At 58.1% G+C, this 22,326-nt stretch carries 19 protein-coding genes; 13 read left to right on the top strand and 6 right to left on the bottom strand.

Going from position 1 to position 22,326, the window contains the following annotated elements; all coding sequences use genetic code 11:
* Positions 1–10 precede the first annotated feature (10 nt).
* The 12 genes from E2L05_RS04260 to E2L05_RS04210 all read left to right on the top strand — a co-directional run bounded on the left by E2L05_RS04260 (position 11) and on the right by E2L05_RS04210 (position 14,370).
* Positions 11–460 carry a DUF302 domain-containing protein gene (locus tag E2L05_RS04260; RefSeq protein ID WP_243721858.1) on the top strand — a complete coding sequence of 150 codons (450 nt, stop codon included), beginning with the start codon at positions 11–13 and terminating at the stop codon, positions 458–460.
* Between the two features lie 84 nt (positions 461–544).
* Positions 545–1,624 carry a YeeE/YedE family protein gene (locus tag E2L05_RS04255; protein WP_133341645.1) on the top strand — a complete coding sequence of 360 codons (1,080 nt, stop codon included), beginning with the start codon at positions 545–547 and terminating at the stop codon, positions 1,622–1,624.
* Positions 1,625–1,696: 72 nt separating this feature from the next.
* Positions 1,697–2,077, top strand: a complete 381-nt coding sequence (secG, locus tag E2L05_RS04250; RefSeq protein ID WP_133341644.1) for a preprotein translocase subunit SecG — start codon at positions 1,697–1,699, stop codon at positions 2,075–2,077.
* A 148-nt stretch (positions 2,078–2,225) separates the two neighbouring features.
* Entirely contained in the window at positions 2,226–3,863 is a 1,638-nt protein-coding gene (locus E2L05_RS04245) for a CTP synthase (protein WP_133341643.1), read from the top strand.
* Between the two features lie 682 nt (positions 3,864–4,545).
* Positions 4,546–6,510, top strand: coding sequence for an acetate--CoA ligase (gene acs, locus E2L05_RS04240; protein ID WP_133341642.1), 1,965 nt, complete (start codon positions 4,546–4,548; stop codon positions 6,508–6,510).
* Positions 6,511–6,514: 4 nt separating this feature from the next.
* Positions 6,515–7,204 carry an adenylate kinase gene (locus tag E2L05_RS04235; protein ID WP_133341641.1) on the top strand — a complete coding sequence of 230 codons (690 nt, stop codon included), beginning with the start codon at positions 6,515–6,517 and terminating at the stop codon, positions 7,202–7,204.
* Positions 7,205–7,323: 119 nt separating this feature from the next.
* Entirely contained in the window at positions 7,324–7,581 is a 258-nt protein-coding gene (locus tag E2L05_RS04230; protein WP_133341640.1) for a DUF4212 domain-containing protein, read from the top strand.
* A gap of 15 nt (positions 7,582–7,596) precedes the next feature.
* The gene (locus E2L05_RS04225) at positions 7,597–9,375 is read left to right on the top strand and encodes a sodium:solute symporter family protein (protein WP_133341639.1); all 1,779 of its coding nucleotides are present in this window, start codon (positions 7,597–7,599) and stop codon (positions 9,373–9,375) included.
* Positions 9,376–9,476: 101 nt separating this feature from the next.
* Entirely contained in the window at positions 9,477–11,300 is a 1,824-nt protein-coding gene (locus E2L05_RS04220) for a DUF294 nucleotidyltransferase-like domain-containing protein (protein ID WP_133341638.1), read from the top strand.
* Between the two features lie 34 nt (positions 11,301–11,334).
* The gene (locus E2L05_RS04215; protein WP_133341637.1) at positions 11,335–11,862 is read left to right on the top strand and encodes a hypothetical protein; all 528 of its coding nucleotides are present in this window, start codon (positions 11,335–11,337) and stop codon (positions 11,860–11,862) included.
* On the top strand, positions 11,862–12,272 hold the full coding sequence (locus tag E2L05_RS20695) for a hypothetical protein (protein ID WP_165971687.1): 411 nt from the start codon (positions 11,862–11,864) through the stop codon (positions 12,270–12,272). The genes E2L05_RS04215 and E2L05_RS20695 overlap by 1 nt, the downstream gene beginning before the upstream one ends.
* Before the next feature lies 1 nt (position 12,273).
* Positions 12,274–14,370 (top strand): 3'-5' exonuclease, encoded by a 2,097-nt coding sequence (locus E2L05_RS04210; RefSeq protein WP_165971686.1) that lies wholly within the window; start codon positions 12,274–12,276, stop codon positions 14,368–14,370.
* On the opposite strand, the gene E2L05_RS04205 is transcribed toward E2L05_RS04210, so the two are convergent.
* The 5 genes from E2L05_RS04205 to E2L05_RS04185 all read right to left on the bottom strand — a co-directional run bounded on the left by E2L05_RS04205 (position 14,367) and on the right by E2L05_RS04185 (position 20,063).
* Positions 14,367–15,470 carry a branched-chain amino acid ABC transporter permease gene (locus E2L05_RS04205; RefSeq protein WP_133341635.1) on the bottom strand — a complete coding sequence of 368 codons (1,104 nt, stop codon included), beginning with the start codon at positions 15,468–15,470 and terminating at the stop codon, positions 14,367–14,369. The two genes, E2L05_RS04210 and E2L05_RS04205, sit on opposite strands and share 4 nt — an antisense overlap.
* Positions 15,467–16,414 carry a branched-chain amino acid ABC transporter permease gene (locus tag E2L05_RS04200; protein WP_243721863.1) on the bottom strand — a complete coding sequence of 316 codons (948 nt, stop codon included), beginning with the start codon at positions 16,412–16,414 and terminating at the stop codon, positions 15,467–15,469. The genes E2L05_RS04205 and E2L05_RS04200 overlap by 4 nt, the downstream gene beginning before the upstream one ends.
* 182 nt (positions 16,415–16,596) lie before the next feature.
* Positions 16,597–18,129, bottom strand: coding sequence for an ABC transporter ATP-binding protein (locus E2L05_RS21290; RefSeq protein ID WP_341776724.1), 1,533 nt, complete (start codon positions 18,127–18,129; stop codon positions 16,597–16,599).
* Positions 18,122–18,874 (bottom strand): ABC transporter ATP-binding protein, encoded by a 753-nt coding sequence (locus tag E2L05_RS04190; RefSeq protein ID WP_133341684.1) that lies wholly within the window; start codon positions 18,872–18,874, stop codon positions 18,122–18,124. Before E2L05_RS04190 ends, E2L05_RS21290 begins: the two co-directional genes overlap by 8 nt.
* A gap of 10 nt (positions 18,875–18,884) precedes the next feature.
* Positions 18,885–20,063 (bottom strand): substrate-binding domain-containing protein, encoded by a 1,179-nt coding sequence (locus E2L05_RS04185; RefSeq protein ID WP_133341634.1) that lies wholly within the window; start codon positions 20,061–20,063, stop codon positions 18,885–18,887.
* A 158-nt stretch (positions 20,064–20,221) separates the two neighbouring features.
* On the opposite strand from E2L05_RS04185, the gene E2L05_RS04180 reads away from it, so the two are divergent.
* Positions 20,222–21,511 carry an O-acetylhomoserine aminocarboxypropyltransferase/cysteine synthase family protein gene (locus E2L05_RS04180; RefSeq protein ID WP_133341633.1) on the top strand — a complete coding sequence of 430 codons (1,290 nt, stop codon included), beginning with the start codon at positions 20,222–20,224 and terminating at the stop codon, positions 21,509–21,511.
* Between the two features lie 6 nt (positions 21,512–21,517).
* Here E2L05_RS04180 and E2L05_RS04175 read toward each other — a convergent pair whose 3' ends face one another.
* The gene (locus E2L05_RS04175) at positions 21,518–22,219 is read right to left on the bottom strand and encodes an SIMPL domain-containing protein (RefSeq protein ID WP_133341632.1); all 702 of its coding nucleotides are present in this window, start codon (positions 22,217–22,219) and stop codon (positions 21,518–21,520) included.
* Between the last annotated feature and the right edge of the window lie 107 nt (positions 22,220–22,326).

Raw genomic sequence — 22,326 nt, 5'->3', positions numbered from 1 at the left:
CGAGGATTCCATGACCCGCATCGCTTCACGCCTGTTCGCAGCCTGCCTTGCCGCGACGCTCACCTTGCCAGCAACTGCACAAGAGGCATTTGTGACGACCCAGTTTGACGGCGATTTTGGCGACGCCACATTTGCAATAGAAACGGCCATCGTGGGGCGTGGACTTGTCGTCGATCATGTGAGCCATGTTGGTGAAATGCTGGCGCGCACCAAAGACGCGGTTGGCAGTGATGTCGATCTCTTCACAGAGGCCGACATGTACCTGTTCTGCTCTGCTGTCACCTCTAGAAAGGTCATGGAAGCAGACCGCATGAACATTGCGCACTGCCCTTACGGAATTTTCGTGGCTGAAATGCCAGAAGGCGACGTTGTGATTGGTCACAGGGTGTATCCCGACGGACCGATGCAAGAAGTGCAGAACCTGCTCGCCTCAATCGTGTCGGAAGCCACAGAATTCTAACACCGCGTGTCGGTGGTTTGATGCAAATCATTCAGGGCCGGTGCGACCAGGCTTACGTTGCGCCAACTGAAATTGGGGGCCGCCGTGCTTGACGTCATTCTCAATCGCTTCGGCGATGCCGAAACCCTTTTTGCTTTAGGGCTCGCCGTGGGCCTGCTTTTTGGGGCCGCCGCGCAACATTCACGCTTTTGCCTAAGAGCGGCGACTGCGGAACTGGGCTCAGGCCGCGCGGGCCCCAAACTTGGCATCTGGTTGATCGTCTTTGCCACGGCTCTTCTGTTGACCCAAGGGGCTGTCATCACCGGCCTGCTCGACCCGTCACAGACCCGGCAAATCAGCGGCGTCGGAAGCCTGTCCGGAGCGATTATTGGCGGATTGATGTTCGGGGCCGGAATGATCCTGGCGCGAGGCTGTGCCAGTCGCCTGCTCGTGCTCTCGGGCACCGGCAACATGCGCGCCCTTATTACGGGGCTCGTGCTGACCGTGGTGGCGCAAGCGTCCTATCGCGGGGTTCTGGCCCCGGCACGTGAGGCGATCTTTGGGATGTGGACCGTATCAGGCGGTGCGGCCCGCGATCTTGTGGCGGTGACCGGGCTTGGGCGCCCAGCCTTCTTTGCACTCGGCGTTGGGATGCTGATTGCAGGTCTTGTTGCAGCGCGTCGCGGTAACCTTGAAACGTCTCGCATCATTTCGGCGGCCCTTGTCGGGGTTGCGGTCACAATCGGTTGGGTTGGCACATTCGCGATTGCCCAAATGTCTTTTGAACCTGTAGCGGTTTCCTCTGTCACATTCACCGGCCCTGCCACAGACACGCTGATGGGCTTGATCAACGAACGCGCGCTCACGCTGTCTTTCAGTGTCGGCCTCGTGCCCGGCGTCTTTTTAGGATCAGGTTTGATGGCCGTAGTTACCAAAGAATTTCACCTGCAACGGTTCGATGCGGATACAGGAATGGAACGGTATCTTATGGGCGCGGTCCTGATGGGTTTCGGTGCCATGCTTGCGGGCGGGTGTGCCGTTGGCGCTGGCGTTTCAGGTGGCGCGGTGCTTGCATTGACAGCTTGGGTTGCTGTTGCCTCCATGTGGGTCGGCGCCCTTGTTACGGGCTGGATCATGGCCACACCCGCCTTTACGCGCGCCGCACCCACATCGCACGCACAGTAGAGTACTTGCCACCCTTGCGGCTGGGCCTCACATCCCTTACGTAGCCCCAAACCGTACAAAGGCCGCCGACCCATGGAAAACGTCGTTCTCATCGTCCACCTGATCCTTGCACTGTGCCTGATTGGCGTAGTCCTGCTTCAACGCTCCGAAGGTGGCGGTTTGGGTATGGGCGTCGGAGGCGGCGGTGGTGTCGCCAGCGGCCGCAGCGCAGCGACCGCTTTAGGTAAGCTCACATGGGCTTTTGCCATAGCGTTTATCGCGACCTCCATCACACTGACGATTGTCGCAGCTCGCAATTCTGCCGACAGTTCGGTGCTTGACCGGATCAGCGCCCCATCCGCACCAGCTTCTGATGATGCAGGCGGGCCAGCCTTGCCGACGTTGCCGTCCGGCGATGCTTTGTTGCCGCCAACAACCGGCGATGCGCCTGCCCTGCCTCCGCGCGCCGAGTAAATCACACCACCCGTTGAAAATGAACCCGTAGCACACCCAGTATGTTGCGGTTTCACCCCGAATCCTGTAACTAGAAACCCCGTGATGCTGCGTGTCCGGGCCGGATGATCGCGGCCCCATTTAGCACATCACGAGGGGGATCCCGCGCATGACACGTTATATCTTCATTACCGGCGGCGTTGTGTCGTCGCTTGGCAAGGGCTTGGCCTCCGCAGCGCTTGGCGCTTTGCTGCAGGCCCGCGGCTTCACGGTGCGCCTTCGCAAACTTGACCCCTACCTGAACGTGGATCCAGGCACGATGTCGCCTTTTGAACATGGCGAAGTCTTCGTGACAGACGATGGGGCCGAAACGGACCTCGATCTTGGCCATTACGAACGGTTTACCGGGGTGTCCGCCCGTGCGACTGACAGTGTGTCTTCGGGGCGAATTTATTCCAACGTCTTGGAAAAGGAACGACGCGGCGATTACCTTGGCAAAACGATCCAGGTTATCCCGCACGTCACCAACGAGATCAAAGATTTCATCGCGGTCGGCGATGGCGAAGTGGATTTCATGCTGTGCGAAATCGGCGGCACAGTCGGCGACATTGAGGGATTGCCCTTTTTCGAAGCGATCCGTCAGTTCGGGCAAGAGCGTCCACGCGGTAATTGCATCTTCATGCACCTGACGCTTCTGCCGTGGATTGCGGCGGCTGGCGAATTGAAGACGAAACCGACCCAACACTCGGTCAAGGAATTGCGCGCCATCGGCATCGCACCGGACATTCTTGTATGCCGAGCTGAAAACCCGATCCCGCAGAAAGAGCGCGAGAAACTTGCGCTGTTCTGCAACGTTCGGCCAGAGTCGGTCATTGCTGCGCTGGACCTCGACACGATCTACGATGCGCCGCTTGCATATCACCGTGAAGGCTTGGATCAGGCTGTTCTGGATGCGTTCCAGATTTCGCCTGCCCCACAACCGAACCTGTCGCGCTGGGACGATGTTCATGACCGGATCGTCACTGCCGAGGGCGAAGTCCGCATCGCCATCGTGGGGAAATACACCCAGCTAGGCGATGCCTATAAATCCATCGCCGAAGCACTAACCCACGCGGGCATGGCCAATCGCGTCACTGTGCGGTCGGAATGGATTGATGCAGAGATTTTCGACAGCGAAGATCCTGCGCCGCATCTCGAAGGCTTCCACGCGATCTTGGTCCCTGGCGGATTTGGCGAGCGCGGCACAGAGGGTAAGATCAGGGCAGCGGAATATGCGCGCACGCGTGACATCCCCTATTTCGGGATTTGTCTTGGGATGCAGATGGCCGTGGTTGAGGCCGCGCGCAATCTGGCCGGATTGAAGGATGCAGGGTCCGAAGAGTTTGGCCGCGAAGGTCGCAGCCTAACGCCGGTTGTGTATCACCTTAAAGAGTGGGTGAAGGGCAACCACACAGTCGCCCGCAGTAAAGATGATGACTTGGGCGGGACCATGCGCCTTGGCAGCTACAGTGCCCATTTGCGTGAGGGATCGCGCGTTGCAGGGATTTACGGCACCACCGTGATCGAAGAACGCCACCGCCACCGTTATGAAGTAGATATGCGCTATCGCGAGGCGCTGGAGGAAAAGGGCTTGTCGTTCTCTGGCATGTCTCCTGACGGGAAGTTGCCCGAAATCATCGAAGTGGCCGACCATCCTTGGTATGTCGGCGTTCAGTTCCACCCAGAGCTGAAAAGCAAACCCTTTGCCCCTCATCCGCTTTTTGCGGACTTCGTTCGGGCAGCGAAAGAGGTTTCTCGGCTGGTGTGACTCTGCTGTCATGCACAGGAAATCAGGTCCGACCGTAACTGATTAGAGATGGCTCAGCAGCCCATTGGTGCGCGAACAGTACCAATGGGCTGTCGATTTAGCGGCATCTGGCGTGTTGGGCAGCTCGACGACGCCGCGCAGGTCCGCGCGAAAAATACATTCATACAGCGCCCGCGTCTTGAAACCGTATGGGCCTTGTTGTGCTTGCTGAAACATCCACATCGTGACGGTACGGCGCAAAAAGCCAACAGTCTGCCCCGCTCAACCGCATCTCGCAACACGTTGCGAATTCATGCCTTAGGACGGGTGATTCAGTGTTAGCGCCGAACAGAAAAACGCCTAGTTGCAAGCTCTTGCTGAAACGATCACGCAGCGGCGATTTTGTCACACTGTGCGCTTCTGACCCAAAGTAACCGTTTTTTGTTCGCACAGCCTTGAAATGACCCAAGCCCATATTAACCAACAGTTGGAAATCCTTGACAAAAAACCAACCAAACCGAAGCTTTACACACCTTTTCTAATCTGAGAAAATTTTTTTACAGAAATCCGTTGAGTTTCTGCGGGCTTATTCAACGGTTTTCAGAAGGTGGTACAGTGCCATAGGGGGTTTGGATGTCTACTGCGGTCAGCACCGCACGACGGCACCGGCACACACAGAAGACAATTTGACGGGAGGACTTCGATGACGGGTCAAGGTCAAGAAGCGAACACATATGCACCTAGCGCAGAGTTCGCAAAAGACGCGAATATCGACGCTGCAAAATACGACGAGATGTACGCTGCATCTGTCGCAGATCCTGAAGCGTTCTGGGGCGAGCAGGGTAAAGCACTTGATTGGATCAAGCCATTTACCAAAGTCAAAAGCACCGACTTCTCGCTTGATAACCTTGGCATCAAGTGGTTCGAAGACGGCACATTGAATGTTTCTGCCAATTGCGTGGACCGCCATCTCGCGACACGCGGCGATCAGACAGCAATCATTTTCGAACCCGACAACCCAGACGAACCCGCCAAGCACATCACATACAAGATGCTGCACACAGAAGTTTGCAAGATGGCAAACATTCTTGAAGGATTGGGTGTTCGCAAGGGCGACCGGGTTATCTTGTATCTCCCGATGATCCCCGAAGCTGCTTATGCCATGCTGGCCTGTGCCCGCATCGGCGCCATCCATTCCATCGTTTTCGCAGGCTTCTCGCCCGACGCGCTGTCCGCCCGTATTAACGGCGCCGATGCGAAAGTTGTCATTACAGCCGACTACGCCCCTCGCGGCGGTCGCAACACGCCCCTCAAGTCTAACGCAGATGCTGCGCTGTTGCACTGCAAGGACACAGTCAAGCTTCTGGTGGTCAAGCGCACCGGCGGGCAGACAACATGGGTCGACGGTCGTGACTTCGACTATTCGGAACTTCACGCAGAAGCGGATGACACATGCCGCGCTGTCGAAGTGGGTGCCGAAGATCCGCTGTTCATCCTTTACACCTCCGGCTCGACCGGCCAACCAAAGGGTGTTGTGCACACATCGGGCGGTTACCTGCTGTACGCAGCAATGACCCACAAGTACGTTTTCGACTACAAGGACGGCGATATCTTCTGGTGCACAGCCGATGTCGGTTGGGTTACTGGACACAGCTACATTGTGTACGGCCCGCTGGCGAACGGCGCGACGACCATCATGTTCGAAGGTGTACCGACCTACCCCGACGCAAGCCGCTTTTGGCAGGTATGCGAAAAGCACAAGGTCAACCAATTCTACACAGCGCCGACCGCGATCCGCGCGCTGATGGGCAAGGGCGCAGAGTTCGTCGAAAAATGCGACCTCTCTTCTCTTCGTCTGCTGGGCACGGTCGGCGAGCCGATCAACCCCGAAGCCTGGAACTGGTACAATGATGTTGTAGGCAAAGGCACCTGCCCAATCGTTGACACTTGGTGGCAGACTGAAACCGGTGGTCACTTGCTGACACCCCTGCCCGGCGCACATGCAACCAAGCCCGGCGCGGCCATGAAGCCATTCTTTGGTGTTCAGCCTGTTGTTCTTGATCCGCAGTCTGGTGAGGAAATCCACGAAAGCCCCACGGAAGGCGTGCTGTGCCTTAAGGACAGCTGGCCGGGTCAGATGCGCACCATCTGGGGTGATCACGAACGGTTCGGAAAAACCTATTTCTCGGATTACAAAGGCTACTACTTCTCGGGTGACGGGTGCCGCCGCGACGCAGATGGCGATTATTGGATCACTGGCCGCGTCGATGACGTAATCAATGTCTCCGGTCACCGCATGGGCACCGCAGAAGTCGAAAGCGCCCTTGTGGCGCACGCCAAGGTCGCAGAAGCCGCTGTTGTTGGCTATCCGCACGAGATCAAGGGCCAAGGCATCTATTGCTACGTCACCTTGATGAATGGCGAAGAGCCGTCTGAAGAGTTGCGCAAAGAGCTGCGTAACTGGGTCCGGACCGAGATTGGCCCGATTGCCAGCCCCGATCTGATCCAGTGGTCGCCCGGCCTTCCAAAGACACGTTCCGGCAAGATCATGCGCCGCATCCTGCGCAAGATTGCGGAAAACGATTACGGCAGCCTTGGCGACACTTCGACGCTCGCAGAGCCGGCAGTGGTTGACGATCTTATCGAAAACCGAATGAACCGGGCCTGAGACAGTGGACGGAGTAAATAACGTGACAACAACACCAGCAGTGCTCATCCTTCTCGGCCCTCCGGGCGCCGGGAAAGGAACCCAGGCGCGGATGTTAGAAGAAAAGTTTGGCCTAGTGCAGCTTTCTACCGGGGACTTGCTGCGCGCAGCCGTTGCCGCAGAAACCGATGCAGGTAAAGCGGCCAAGGCCGTCATGGAAGCGGGCGAACTTGTCTCTGACGAAATCGTCCTTGCGATCCTGAAGGATCGTTTGGCCGAGGCAGACACTCAAGCGGGCGTGATCCTTGACGGTTTTCCCCGTACCACGGTGCAAGCAGAAGCGCTCGACGCTTTGCTTACAGCCAGCGGTCAAAAGATCAACGCCGCTGTCTCTCTCGACGTTGTGGACGAGGCGATGGTTGAGCGGGTTTCTGGCCGATTCACCTGCGCCAATTGCGGCGAGGGGTACCATGACTCGTTCAAGACCCCAGCGGTCGAAGGCGTGTGTGACAAGTGTGGCGGTACAGAAATGAAGCGCCGCGCAGACGACAATGCTGAAACCGTGCGGTCGCGGCTTGCCGCTTACCACGCGCAGACGGCACCATTGATCGACTATTACGATGGCAAAGGCGTCCTGAAACGTGTGGACGCCATGGGTGGAATCCAGAGCGTCGCAGGCGATCTGGGCGCAATCGTAGCAGGCGTTTCAAGCTAACCAGGTCGGCGGCCCCGAGGGAGGGGGCGCCGGCTTTTAAGTGCAACCGCAGGCGACGTGGCACGGGGGGCAATTCCCGTGGCTTGGAACCTGCATCCATACATAAGGGAGTGACCGCGATGGCGGATAATTCGTCGAACAATGAGTATTGGTCAGCCAATATTCGGATCATTCGGATCTGCTTGATTATTTGGGCAGTTTGCTCGTTCGGGTTCGGCATCTTGCTGCGCCCATTGCTTGCCGGGATTCCGGTTGGTGGCGCTGATCTTGGCTTCTGGTTTGCCCAGCAAGGCTCGATCCTTGTCTTTCTTGCGCTGATCTTCTTCTACGCGTGGCGCGTTAACAAACTCGACAAGCAATACGGCGTCGAAGAGTAAGGGAACCAGGGACAAATGGATCAGTTTACACTTAACTTGCTGTTTGTTGGCGCATCTTTCGCGCTTTACATCGGCATCGCGATTTGGGCCCGTGCCGGGTCGACTTCGGAATTCTATGCAGCTGGGCGCGGCGTGCACCCGGTCACAAACGGCATGGCAACGGCCGCTGACTGGATGTCGGCTGCGTCGTTCATCTCCATGGCCGGCCTCTTGGCGTTCGGCGGCTACAGCACATCGTCCTACCTGATGGGCTGGACCGGCGGCTACGTTCTGCTGGCTCTGCTACTTGCACCTTACCTGCGCAAGTTCGGCAAATTCACCGTTCCCGAATTCATCGGCGACCGCTTCTACAGCCCGACTGCCCGCCTTGTGGCCGTTATTTGTCTTGTTGTCGCATCCATCACATACGTGATTGGTCAGATGACAGGCGTTGGCGTTGCGTTCTCGCGCTTCCTTGAAGTCGGCAACACAACCGGCCTTCTGATTGGTGCGGCGATCGTGTTCTTCTATGCCGTTCTGGGTGGCATGAAGGGCGTGACCTACACACAGGTTGCTCAGTACTGCGTACTGATCACCGCCTACACCATTCCGGCGATCTTCATCTCGCTGCAACTGACAGGCAACCCGATCCCGGCGCTTGGTCTGTTTGGCGACCACTCGGCATCCGGCACGGCGCTTCTGTCGCGTCTTGACGCAGTGGTCACCGATCTTGGTTTCCGTGAGTACACGCTTCAGGATGGCACGCCTTCTTCCGTCATCAACATGGTGCTCTTCACGTTCTCCCTGATGATCGGTACGGCGGGTCTTCCGCACGTCATCATTCGCTTCTTCACTGTTCCCAAAGTGGCCGACGCACGCTGGTCCGCTGGTTGGGCACTGGTGTTCATCGCCCTGCTCTACCTGACGGCTCCTGCTGTTGGCGCAATGGCGCGTCTCAACCTGATCGACACTGTTTATCCGAACGGTGTTGCGGAAGAGCCCGTTGAATACAGTGCGCGTCCAGACTGGATGAAGAACTGGGAAGTAACCGGTCTTCTGAAGTTTGAAGACAAGAACGGTGACGGCCGCATCCAGTGGTACAACGACGGCAACGAAGCGTTCCAAGCATCGGTCGCTGACCGTGGTTGGACAGGTTCGGAACTTACGGTGAACCGTGACATCCTCGTTCTGGCGAACCCTGAAATTGCACAGCTTCCGGGCTGGGTGATCGGTCTCGTCGCTGCGGGTGGTTTGGCTGCGGCTCTGTCGACGGCTGCGGGTCTGCTGCTGGCGATCTCTTCTTCGGTTGCTCATGACCTTTTCAAAGGTCAGTTGACACCGAACATGAGCGAGAAGAACGAACTCCTGGTCGCGCGTGGCTCCATGGCTGTTGCCATCGGTGTTGCAACCTACCTCGGCCTCAACCCTCCGGGCTTCGCAGCTCAAACCGTGGCACTTGCCTTTGGTCTTGCCGCTGCTTCGATCTTCCCGGCACTGATGATGGGTATCTTCTTCAAGCGCATCAACAACCACGGTGCCGTTGCAGGGATGCTGACAGGTCTGGTCTTCACGCTGGTCTACATCTTCTTGCACAAAGGCTGGTTCTTCATTCCTGGCACAAACCAGTTCGAAGACACCATCAGCGGCTCGCTTCTGGGCATTCAGTCCACGGCCATCGGCTCCGTCGGTGCTGTCCTGAACTTCGTTGTTGCCTACTTCGTGTCCAACGCCACGGATGAGCCTCCGCAGGAGATCCAGGACCTGGTCGAAAGCATCCGCGTTCCCAAGGGCGCTGGCGCGGCGGTCGATCACTAATCGACACCGCCCATGCGAGCCCGCCACAGGGCTCGCACCACGACTTTGCCGGACGCAGGGATTTTCTCTGCGTCCGGTCCTTACTCAGGGAGACTGTTTCAATGGACCAAAACACCGATCCCGTTTGCCGTTTCCTTGTTTCCGTACACCCGTACGACACCTTGCCCACGGAAGAGCTTGCCCGTGTGGCCGCGAGTTTTCAGTCCGCCGACTTCAAGCGCGGTGCCGAAATTTACACGGTCGGCCAGAAGATGCCGGGCCTTTTCGTCGTGATGTCTGGATCTGTAGAAATCCGTGACCAGCGCAGTGCACAGATCTCACTCCTCGGACCGCGCAACAGCTTTGGCGAACGTGGTCTGATGCGCGATGGCGTTGCCGTGACCTCTGCATTTGCCGCCACTGACAGTACCTTGCTGGTGCTTCCTGTCGGCGAATTTCGTCGCCTTCTGGACAGCCACCCCAGTTTTGCAAGTTTCTTCGACCGCTCGTCACAAGACACCAAACAGCCGCCTTCGCTTGCGACGACCCAAGTTTCAAACCTGCTAACCAGCGCACCAATCAGCTGCACGCCCGACACATCGATCCGCGATGCTGCCCGGCAGATGCGGGCGCGCAACGTGTCGAGTTTGGCCGTCGTCGAAGATGACATGCTCCGCGGTATCGTGACAACGACAGACCTGTCACACCGCGTTGTTGCAGAAGCCATAGACAGTGCGCTTCCCGTGACAACAATCATGACCCCGAAGCCGATCACCCTGCCCCCTGATGCGTTGGCCAGTGACGTTCTGCACATCATGCATGAACGCCACATTGGGCACTTGCCTATCGCGGAAGACGGCAAGATCATCGGTATGGTCACACAAACGGACCTGACACGCCTTCAGGCTGTGACGTCGGCACAATTCGTCAGCGATATCGCCCATGCCCGCACCGCAGCAGGCATGGCCCGCACAACGGCACAAATCCCGCAGCTTTTGGTGCAGTTGGTCGGCAGCGGAAACCGGCACGAGGTCGTTACCCGGTTGATCACTGACATTGCCGATGCCGCGACCCGTCGCCTTTTGACCATCGCAGAAGACAAGCTAGGCCCGCCGCCCGTGCCCTATGCTTGGCTTGCCTGTGGAAGTCAGGGTCGCCGAGAGCAAACCGGGGTCAGCGATCAGGACAATTGCATCATCGTGGATGACCGCGCGACAGAACATGACATGGCGTACTTTGCGAAACTGGCCGACATTGTTTGTGACGGTCTGGACACCTGCGGATACGTCTATTGCCCCGGCGACATGATGGCCAGCAACCCGAAATGGTGCCAGCCGCTGCGCGTTTGGCGCGAGTATTTCCAGACCTGGATCGCAAAGCCCAGCCCGGAAGCACAAATGCTGGCATCGGTCATGTTTGATCTGCGGGTCATTGGCGGCGAAGCTGAATTGTTCAAAGACCTTCAAGCCGACACGCTTGGCAAAGCCGCGAGCAACAGCATTTTCGTGGCGCACATGGTTTCAAACTCGCTCAAGCATACACCGCCACTCGGTCTTTTGCGGGGCTTCGCCACCATTCGATCGGGTGAGCACAAAAACCAGATCGACCTGAAACACAATGGCGTTGTCCCCGTCACAGACCTTGCGCGCGTTTACGCCCTTCAGGGAAAACTGACGGCTGTGAACACGCGCGGCCGACTTGAAGCCGCCGCCAAAGCCAATCTGCTAAGCAAGTCCGGCGCGAGCGATCTGCTCGATGCCTATGACCTGATCGCGCAAACGCGCCTGGACCATCAGGCAGCTTTGGTGAGGCGCGGCAAGAAGCCGGATAATTATCTATCGCCGTCAAATATGTCGGACTTTGAGCGAAGTCATCTTCGGGATGCATTCGTCGTGATAAAGACGCTGCAATCGGCCATTGGCCACTCGCGGGGCATGCTCGGATAGCACGCCTCTCGGGCCGGAAAACAAGGGGGGAGCCATGTTTCTGGAACTGATCGCAACATTCGTCATGGGCATTGGTGGTGCCGGTGTCGTGATGCTTGCCAACAAGATATTACGCGGACGCTTGCCGCGCTGGTTGGTTCCAGCCGTGGCGGGGGGCGCGATGATCGGATTTGCAATTTGGTCGGAATATTCGTGGTACCCACGCACGTCGGGCGCATTGCCCGACGAGGTGGTCATCGCGTGGGCCAATGAAGATGCAAAACCATGGAAACCGTGGACCTATGCCTTCCCTCAGATAAACCGTTTTGTCGCGGTGGATACGGGCACAATTCGCACCAATGCCGCCCTGCCCGGTCAACGGATGGTCGATCTTTACCTGATGGGCAGGTGGGCCCCCGGCCGTCAAGTTCGCATCATGGTCGATTGTCAGGAAGGCCGCCGCGCCGACCTGATGGAAGGCGTCGAGTTGGATGAAAACGGCGCCGTTGATCCGGAAGCATGGGTGGATATGCCCAACGACGATCCGGTTCTGCAAACTGCGTGCAATGTGGAGGTTGGATAATGTCTTTGAAATCGGAAAACGGTACCCGGGCGACGCTTGGATCAAAAATCGCCCTGATCTGTGACACTCCCGCTGTTTCGCGCATGTTCGAAGCCGAAATCGCCGCTCTTGGCGGCGGCGCACGCCCGATGAGGTATGAACCGGCAACACTCGAGGCCCTGCGCGCTGATCCGCCGGATATGGTTGTGGCCGTGGTCATGGGGCGAAACCCTGCAATGCAGTGCCTGTGCCAGAACATCGGCCAGTCCGACACATTTGCACGGACCCGGCTCATGGTTGTCCAGGACAGCAACCGTGCCATTGATCAACGGCGAGCCGAGGCACTTGGGGCAGATGTGCAACTTAAACTCCCGCTCGACGCAGCGGCCTTCAGAAAGGCAGCGATGGAAGTTCTGGCGGAGTACGCGTAAGATGCTAACACGATTATCGCTGCGCCTTCGGGTCTTCCTGTTCTTTGCCGCTTTGGCGCTTGGCGCAGTGGTGGTCATTCTTGGCAGTCTTTGGTTTGCAGCATCGCGAGGCGCAGCGGACAATCCGGCCAGTGCGTTGATGACGGGCGGCATCATGGCCGCATTCTTGGTCACCGGGCTAATCATCACCGTCTGGTGGTTGTTCGACGAAAACGTCGCCAAAGCGATTGAACGGCTGTCTTCCGAACTGCGCGCACGCACCCATGCGACCGTCAACGCCCAGATGGACACAAACCCGGCCCGATACCTTGGCGATCTTGCCCCTGCTGCGGGCGCTGTGGTCGAAACATTGTCGGATGCGCGCGGTAAGATTGAACTTTCGATTGCCGAACAAACAAAGCGTTTGGAAGAGCAAACAGCGCAACTCGGTGCCCTGTTGTCCGACGTTCAAGCCGGGCTCGTGTTGTGCTCTGCCGCGCACCGATTGGTGTTTTACAACGGGCCGGCGGTGGAGCTGCTGCAAGGCACAGGGCGTCCACGGCTTGACCGGTCAGTGTTCGATCTGCTTCGCGAAGGTCCAATCCAGCGCACCTATAGGCGGCTGCTGGCAAGCGACGAGAACGACGCGGAACTGCTTGTTTCGACAACCGGCTGCAGTCGGGTCTTGGCCGCACATATGCGGCTTGTCTCGGGCGCCTTGGGCATAGGAAACGTTCCCGGCTATGTATTGACCTTGCGCGATGTGTCCTCGGATCTGCGGCTTCACACGGAACGCGAACGGCTGCTATCAGAGACAGTCAATTCACTTCGTGCGCCTGCCGCCAGCCTGCGGGCCCTGCTGGATATGGACGAAGCCCATCCTGAACTTGAAGAACGCCTCACGGCCGACATCCGCCGCGAAGCGATGGAGCTTACAGCGATCGTTCAGAGCGTCAGTATGCGTCACGATGCACGCCAAGACATGTGGTGGCCCATGCAAGATGTGCGGGCATCGCATTTGATTGACGCGCTTCGCGGACAATTGGGCGATGACGGTCCGTCCATTTCCGCGCCGACAGTTTTCTTGCAGCTTCATTGCGATGCTTTTGCGTTGGTCAACATCTTGGCGGCGTTGATTGAACGCGCCGTCGAGAGCGGGCTCGCAAAAGCCTTTACCATCGATGTGACAGACGACAGCCCCGGCGCGCTTCTGACCATCGGTTGGCAGGGCGGGCTGATGGCTATGGAAATGCTGCTTGCGGAACTGGACGAACCGGTCCGCGATAGTCCACTGGCCGTCACCGGGCGCGAGATTCTGGATTTCCACAACACCGATATCTGGCCTCAGCGGCTCAAGGACGGTCGCGCGGCGCTTGTACTTCCGCTGCATCATGCGCAGCGGACCACACCAATAGACTTGAATGCCAGCAAGATCGCTGAACGACCAACCGTGTTCGACTTTGATCTGCTGAACCGAGTGCCCGATGGAAGTAAATCGGGCAAACGACTGCGCGACCTGACCTATGTGGTGTTTGACACGGAAACCACAGGACTTGATCCCAAGGGCGGCGACGAAATCGTGCAACTCGCGGCCGTTCGATTGGTCAATGGAAAGCGGGTCGATGGCGAAACACTGAACCAGTTTGTCGATCCGGAACGCTCTATCCCTGCCGCGTCAACCAAGGTGCACGGGATTACCGACGAGATGGTGGCCGGTGCGCCAACGATTGATGTGGTGGGGGCGCGGTTCCACCGGATATGCGAACACGCGGTTCTGGTGGCTCACAACGCGCCTTTCGACATGGCGTTTTTTCACAAGCAAGCCGACCGGATCGGAGCGCGCTTTGATCATCCGGTGTTTGATACGGTCTTGCTGTCGGCCATCTTGTTCGGACAGGGCGAAACACACACGCTTGATGCGCTTGCAGATCGCTTTGGCGTGGTTATCCCGGAAGAGGACCGGCACACCGCCTTGGGGGACACGATCGCAACTGCCGAGGTGTTTCAGCGGATGATCCCGATGCTTGAGGCGCGCGGGCTTGATACGTTCGACGCGGTTCTGGAAGCGATGCAGAAGAACAGCCGCCTGCTTCGTGAAATGAAGGCGCGGATCGGCTAGTCTGATTGCGTCCTTCTTTGCCGAAGTTGCCGTAACTTGCCAACCACCCCGGTCGGAAAGAAATAGACGCTGAGCACAAAGAGCAAGCCAAGCCAAAGCAGCCACCGGTCGGGATCAAGAAGTTGCGGCAAGACGGGTAACTGCGCTGTTGCCTCTGCTGCACTGGACATCACGTCGCGCAAGAATGACTGTGCCAGCACCAAAAGCACCGCACCAATGACCGCGCCATAAATGGTGCCCATGCCCCCGATCACGACCATCAGCAAAATGTCGATCATCAACTCGAAACTCAGTGTCGTGTCCGGTCCGACATACCGCAGCCAGATGGCGAACAATGAGCCCGCGAGCGCGGCGATGACAGCGGACAACACGCTGATGGCAATCCGGTATCGCACGACGGAATATCCGATCGCCTCGGCCCGGTAATCGTTTTCGCGGATTGCTTGCAGCACCCGGCCGAAGGGGGAATTGACGATGCGCAGCATCAACAAAAGCAACGCAAGCGCCGCCCCGAACACGAGATAATAGTTGGCAATCTTGCCGGTGATCCGCTGGCCGCCCAAGACCCAGTCAGCAGTCAGCGCAAACTCTGGCACCTCGCCGTACCGGACGGCTGCTGTCAACTCACGCGGAATGCGATAGGTCAAACCATCTTCGCCGCCGGTGATATACGACAGTTGCGACACCAAAACAGCCACGGCTGATGCAACGGCAAGGGTGATCATGGCAAAAAAAATTGCCCGCACACGCAGGGAGAACAGCCCGATCACGAGTGCAAGAACCGCCGCCGCACCGGCACCCGCCGCCGTTCCGACTGCCAGTGCACCAAAGCCCCGCTCCAAGTTGAGGCATGCAAGCGCAACGCCGTATGCGCCTAGCCCAAAGAACATCGTATGAGCAAAGCTGACGATCCCGGCATAGCCAAGCAGCAAATCGAAACTGGCCGCCAGCACGATCAAGATGCAAATCCGCGCCGCAGTGTCGAGCGCGCGAGTGCCGTCGAACAAGAAGGGCGCAAAGGCCAACGCGATCAGAACGCCAAATAAGATCAGCGACAAGAACCGCGAACCCGGTTTATCTCCAGACAAAATGCGGATCATGATTGTCGCCCTCCGGACCGGGACATCATCCCGGTCGGCCGCCAGAGCAAAACAAGCACCAAGACTGTGATGGTCGATACCAAAGCAAGCTTCGGTTCCACAAATGCAGTATAATTTTGCACGAGGCCAATCATCATGGCCCCCAGAAAACAGCCGGTTACCGACCCAAGCCCGCCAATGATGACAACGACAAAAACAAGCACCATCAGATCAGCGCCCATATGCGCGGTGACAACTTCCTGATAAAGCGCCCACAGAACACCGCCGAGCCCCGCCAAAGCAGACCCTGCCACAAATACACCAATGAACACACGCCGCAGCCGGTATCCCATCGCCTCGACCATCTCGCCGTCCTGCACGCCGGCCCGCACGATCAAACCAATCCGCGTGTATTTCAGAACAAGACTCATAAGCGCGAAGATTACGACACCGATCGCTACTGCAAGTAAGCGATAGGTTTCCAGCGCGACACCTTTGAACACGATGGCGCCTTTCAGGCTTTCGGGGCGACTGAGGTAAATCTCGGCAGGGCCCCAGATCACGTGAATCAATTGCTCTGCGATAATGAGCCCGCCAACCGTGACCAGAATTTGCTTCAGATGCGCGCCGTAAACCGGCCGCACAATAACCCGTTCAAACACCAGTCCCGCGGCGCCGGTGACGGCCATTGCCGCCATGATCGCAAAGCCGATGGCCGCAAGGTTCAATGCAATCTCGGGGCTTGATGTCCAACCCGACAGACCCGCAAGGACGCTTACCCCAACAAACGCCCCGACAGACACGAATGCACCGTGGCCAAAATTGATCACGTCCATCAATCCAAAAACCAACGTCAGACCAGACGCCATCAGAAAGAACATCATGCCCATTGCGAGGCCCGCAAGGGTGAGCGTAAACCACGATGGCAAGATGGCCGCGACTGCCGGCAGCGTTCGCGCCCGCATCAGATCGGGCGATGACAGAACGCCCCACAGGGTTTCGCCGTCGTTTGGCAGAGCCTGAATCGCCATTGCGAGAAGACCAAAGCCCATGATGAGCGGGACCAAGAACCACGGCATGACTCCGCCAACACCGGCAAAACGGCCTGTATTCTGCACACGCGGCGCTGCCGCCACACCAACATCGCTCATGCGGCATCCCCCGTCAGACCCATCAACCGGGTTTGCAGCTCGGGATCGTCGGCAAGGTCACTCATCTGGCCACGCCACGTGACACGGCCATCATCCATGACAACGCATTGATCCCCAAGGGCGCGCGCCACCGCGAAATTCTGCTCGACCATCAGGATTGTGGCTCCTTGCAACTTCAAATCCCGAATTGCCGAGACCACTGTCGAGACCACAGATGGCGCAAGCCCCTTTGTCGGCTCATCAATAAGATAAAGCCGACGCTTTTCGACCAGCGCCCGGCTAAGGGCCAACATCTGTTTTTGCCCACCCGACAAATGGCCTGCCGGGACCCGCCAGAATGTCGCAAGTTGCGGAAAGAGGCTGAACAACCAGTCCAGCCGTTGCTGGGAAACCGGCCCGGATACAGCCCCAAGGGTCACATTTTCCGCAACGGTCAAATCGGAAAATATTGACATACTTTCAGGGACATATCCAATTCCAGCGCGCGCGATGCGATGCGGTGGCCAGTGCTCAATCTTTTCTCCCGCGAAACGGATTGACCCGGCTCGCGCGTGCCACAGCCCCATGATCGTTCGCAAGGTTGTCGTCTTTCCAACCCCATTGCGACCAAGCAGCATGGTGACCGCACCCGAGGGCACATCAAACCCAACATCACTTAGAATGTGATAGCGACCAATATTTGTTTGCACACCGTCCAGGGAGAGCAAAGCCGGGCCGACCGGTCGTTGCCATGTCGCCCCCCGGCCTTGATACGCTGCAGAAGGCTCAGGCACCGTTGGGGCGGCTGCCGCCAACATGACCTTTTCGAGTTCTACATCGGTCTTCGCATGAGCCGCGAAGTCAGGTTCTGGCTTTGCTTGCGCGGGCACCTTGTTTTCTTCTGTCAACAACAGAGGTTTCGACGCGTCGTTACCAACCGGCTGGGCAACCTCGGTCAGAACAAGCGTTTCAAATTGGCTCGCGGGGTCGCGGATGTCCCTAGGCGGATCCGCCGGATCAGGGGACACGATCCGCGCATCATCCGGCGCAGTCGCATCAGCGACCGGCCCACCCAGTTCGGGGTCTTCAAAGGGCGGTTGATCCCCGTCAAAATCGGTATCAGGCTTATGCGCAACGTCAGCGTCTTGTGGATCTTCCAAGATCGGACCGGGCCCTGCGGGCGCATCCTCGGTGAGCTGTTCTTCACTTAAGATCGGTTCCCATTCGCGCTTGGGGCCTGTATCAAGATCGGCAACCCGTTCTTCTGGCACAGGCGCGTCTGGTTCCACGGTCATATCATGGTCCGAAGCCTCGTTTGCACGATCAGCCCGTACTACGCCGTGTTCCGGAACATCGTAGGGTGCAGAAGGCGTGTCTTCGGGCTGGGCGGGGACTGTGGAGCCCCGGTCATCCGGCGATACTCTAACACGGGGTCCGGTTTGCTTCGCTGGCGGCGTCTCCCCCCTCGCCCGCGCGCGTGCTGCGTCCATGGCCGCAGCGAGCCTATCAACGCGCAAATTCAGTTTGTCGTCGCCGCTACCGTCAGACATTCACCAAATCCTGTCCCATATACGCGTCTTGAACGATTTTCAGGCCCATAACTTCGTCGGGCGCGCCCTGCGCAACAAGTTTCCCGTTGTGGAGCACGACAATCCTGTCAGCCAGCGACCGGATCACGTCAAGCTTGTGCTCAACCAACAAAATTGACTTTGACGCGTCCCGTCGCAAAGCGTCGATCAAGCCCAGCACCAACGGCGCCTCTTCTGCGGACATGCCCGCCGTCGGCTCATCAAACATGTAAACGCTGGGTTGCAGCGCCATCAAAAGAGCAACCTCGAGCATTCTTTGCTCGCCATGAGACAATTCGGCAGCCAACCGGCGGCCCATGCGTTCCAGCCGCACATCCGACAGAAGTGCGTCAGTTTCTCGGCCCATTTGCTTGTCTGATTGGGCAAGCCGTAACAGCCTGCCCCCTTTGCGTTGACGCGCTTGAACCGCCAAGCGCACATTCTCGGTCACAGTCAGCCCCGGAAACAAGTTGGTCTGCTGAAACCCGCGCCCAATGCCGCGCCGCGTGCGCGCCGCTGGGCTTAGCCGGGAAATATCGGCCCCTGACAGGGTGACCCGTCCAGAGGTCGGGAACACCTGCCCCGATACAAGGTTGAAAAAGGTAGTCTTCCCTGCGCCATTCGGACCAACGATCGCCGTCAATTCGCCCGTGTGAAACCGGCAGGACACGGCATCCACCGCCGTATGCCCGCCGAACCGCACTGTCAGATCATGGGTTTCCAGCATAAGCGCCCAATCAATTCCGCACGGGAACAGGCAAATCGTCGATGCCCAATTCACGCACAAGATCTGGGATCGCCCAATCTACATCTGGATCAACACGGACCTTGAAGTGATACATGGATTGCAGGGCTTGGTGATCTTCGGCGCGGAACCGCATGGTTCCCTTCGGCGTCTCCCATTCCATACCTTCCATTGCGTCGATCAGGGCGTCAGTTTCCGACGTACCCGCCGCACGAAGCGCTTCGACGACCGCAATGCCTGCGGCCATACCGCCGGCCGTGAAGAAATCAGGCGGCGTGCCAAACCGTGCCTGATGTTCCTGAACCAGCCAATCATTCACCGGGTTATCGGGGATGTCGTAGTAATAGTAAGTCGCGCCTTCCATACCGGGCAAATCCTTATAGGCCGCTAGCGCGGCAAGAATGTTCCCGCCCGTGGCAATCTCGATCCCGAAGCGTTCCGGTTCCATCGCATTGATTTTGCCCATGGGATTGCCGCCGCCCGCCCAGATAAGGAACAACCGTTTATCACCGTCCATATCTTTCATCGCGGTAAATATCCGTTCAGCGGCGGCGGTGAAGTCGGTGGTGTCGCTTGGCACATATTCTTCGTGAACCAAATCTGCCCCGGTTCCGGCCAGTGCTTCGCGAAACGCCGCAACACCGTCGCGCCCAAAGGCATAATCCTGCGCCAAGGTGGCGATTTTCACCCCCGGTGCGCCCAGAGCAATTGCATTGGCAACCGCATCTTGGCTGGAATTGCGGCCAGTCCTAAAAATATAGCGGTTCCAGTTGCTTCCGGTAATCGAATCCGCAACAGCAGGTTCCACAATCAGAATTTTCTCGTAATCTTCGGCGACGGGCAGCATCGCCAGCGCCACGCCTGAACTTACAGGCCCCACGGCAAGCGCCACCTCGTCGTCGCCATATGCTTCTTCAAGCAAGGCCCGACCGCGCGCGGGATCAAGCTGGGTGTCCTTTTCAATCACCACAATCGGCTCACCATTCACCATCATCGTGCCGTCGGTGGCAAATTCGAGGCCCATCATGAGCCCATTATGCGACTGCTCTGCATAGGCTTCGAAAGGCCCGGTTTTGCCATAGACATGGGCAATGCGAATTTCGGCGGCAGCGGCGACTGCGCTCAAGGCGAGCGCGCTTGAAAATAACAGAACTGGTCTGATGAAAGTCATTTGAATTTCCTATGCTCCTCCGGCCCTCTGAAACGCGAGACCCGACGCCACGTTAGGCACCCAAAGCGATGCATTCAACCGCTGTAACGGGACAACTTGGCATGCGCCGATCAATGCCCTACTGCTATGGGAAAATACCACCAAGGGGGGACTAACCGATGACCGCACAACCAATGGGTTTTGACACGCTGCAGATTCATGCAGGCGCTCGGCCTGATCCGGCGACAGGCGCACGCCAAACGCCAATCTACCAAACCACAGGGTATGTGTTTCGCGATGCAGATCACGCCGCCGCACTCTTCAACCTGCAAGAAGTCGGCTTCATCTACTCGCGCCTGACCAACCCGACCGTGGCCGTGCTGCAAGAACGCATTGCGACACTTGAGGGCGGCGCCGGGGCGATATGCTGCTCGTCCGGCCACGCGGCCCAGATCATGGCCCTGTTTCCGCTGATGCAACCGGGCTGCAATGTCGTTGTGTCCACACGTCTTTATGGCGGCACCGTCACCCAGTTCAGCCAGACGATCAAGCGCTTCGGTTGGTCCGCAACCTTCGTTGATTTTGACGATCTCGCGGCTGTCGAAGCAGCCATCGACGACAACACACGCGCGATCTTCTGCGAGTCGATCGCCAATCCGGGTGGATACATCACCGACCTGAAGGCCATTGCCGGAGTTGCGGACAAGGCAGGTCTGCCGCTCATCGTCGACAACACATCGGCCACCCCCTATCTGTGCCGCCCTATCGAACATGGCGCCACGCTGGTCGTGCATTCGACAACAAAGTACCTGACTGGCAACGGCACCGTAACCGGCGGCTGCATCGTCGACAGTGGCAAGTTCGATTGGTCCGCCTCAGACAAGTTCCCCTCGCTCAGCGCACCAGAGCCTGCTTATCACGGGCTCAAGTTCCACGAGACATTTGGCCCACTGGCGTACACGTTCCACGGCATCGCCATTGGCCTGCGCGATCTTGGCATGACAATGAATCCCCAGGCGGCCCACTATACGCTGATGGGGATCGAGACGCTCAGCTTGCGGATGCAGCGCCACGTCGAGAACGCCGTGACCGTGGCGAACTGGCTGGAAAAAGACCCTCGGGTTGATTTCGTGACGTATGCAGGGCTTCCGTCCTCGCCGTATTATGGACGCGTTGAAAGCGTGTGTCCCAAAGGCGCGGGCGCGCTGTTCACCTTTGCTGTCAAAGGCGGATACGACGCCTGCATCAAACTGGTGGATGCGCTAGAGATTTTCAGCCATGTCGCCAACCTTGGGGATACGCGCTCGCTGATAATTCACTCGGCTTCGACAACGCACCGTCAGTTGACGGAAGAACAGCAAAAGGCAGCAGGGGCAGCCCCTAACGTTGTGCGGCTGTCGATTGGCATTGAGGATTCTGCCGACCTGATCGCCGATCTGGATCAAGCACTGGCAAAAGCCACCGCCTGACGCGGTTTACTCGCCGATGGCCACCGTGACAAAGACCTGCGCCGACAAGTGCAGGCTGCCGGGGGCCATCGGAATGCCCGCATCTGCGGCCATCATCCGGGGCGCGGCTTCAAAGCCGCCCCCAGTCGCCACATCGCTGATTTCCAGGATTGCTCCAAGCGGTACGCCCGCAGCATCAGCGTAAAGCTGGGCTTTGGCCAACGCATCCTTCACCGCCAGTACGCGCGCTTCATTTAACGCTTTTTCAGTATCTTGCAGGCCAAAGTTAAACCCGTTTATCTGGTTCGCGCCCGCCGCCAGGATGTCATCGAACAGCGCGCCAATGCCAATTAAATCCCTGCTGGTCACCGTGACCTGCGTTTGTGCTTCGAAACCGATTATTCGCAACTGGCGGCCCTGCACCGCACCGTTCGGGTCGCGCACCGGGCGCAGATCAAGCATCGTAGTCTGCACATCCTGCGCTGGAATGCCGGCATCTTCGAGAGCCTCAAGCAGCAGTCTGGCATCATCGCTCATAAGTTGAATTGCGTCTTGTGCTGAACGCGCTTCCGCAACCACGCCCACGCGAAGCGTGATCTGATCTGGCGGCACGTGCACCTCACCCCGGCCGCTGACCGAAATGATGCTCGTAAGCTCATCTGCCGCAACCGCCATCGGCGTCACGAAAAGCACCAGGCAGAAAAGACCGCGTGTAAGAAACTGGGGCATGTGGCCTCCGTTAATGATGTTCGAATATAAAACATGCGTTTGCGTCTATCTAAACAATTTTTATTTGATACAGTACTCTCAACGAGCAAAGAGAATGATCGCGGCCA

The organism is Meridianimarinicoccus aquatilis, assembly GCF_004358675.1.
Classification (GTDB): Bacteria; Pseudomonadota; Alphaproteobacteria; order Rhodobacterales; family Rhodobacteraceae; genus Meridianimarinicoccus; species Meridianimarinicoccus aquatilis.
This window is presented reverse-complemented; position numbering and strand designations above follow the sequence as displayed.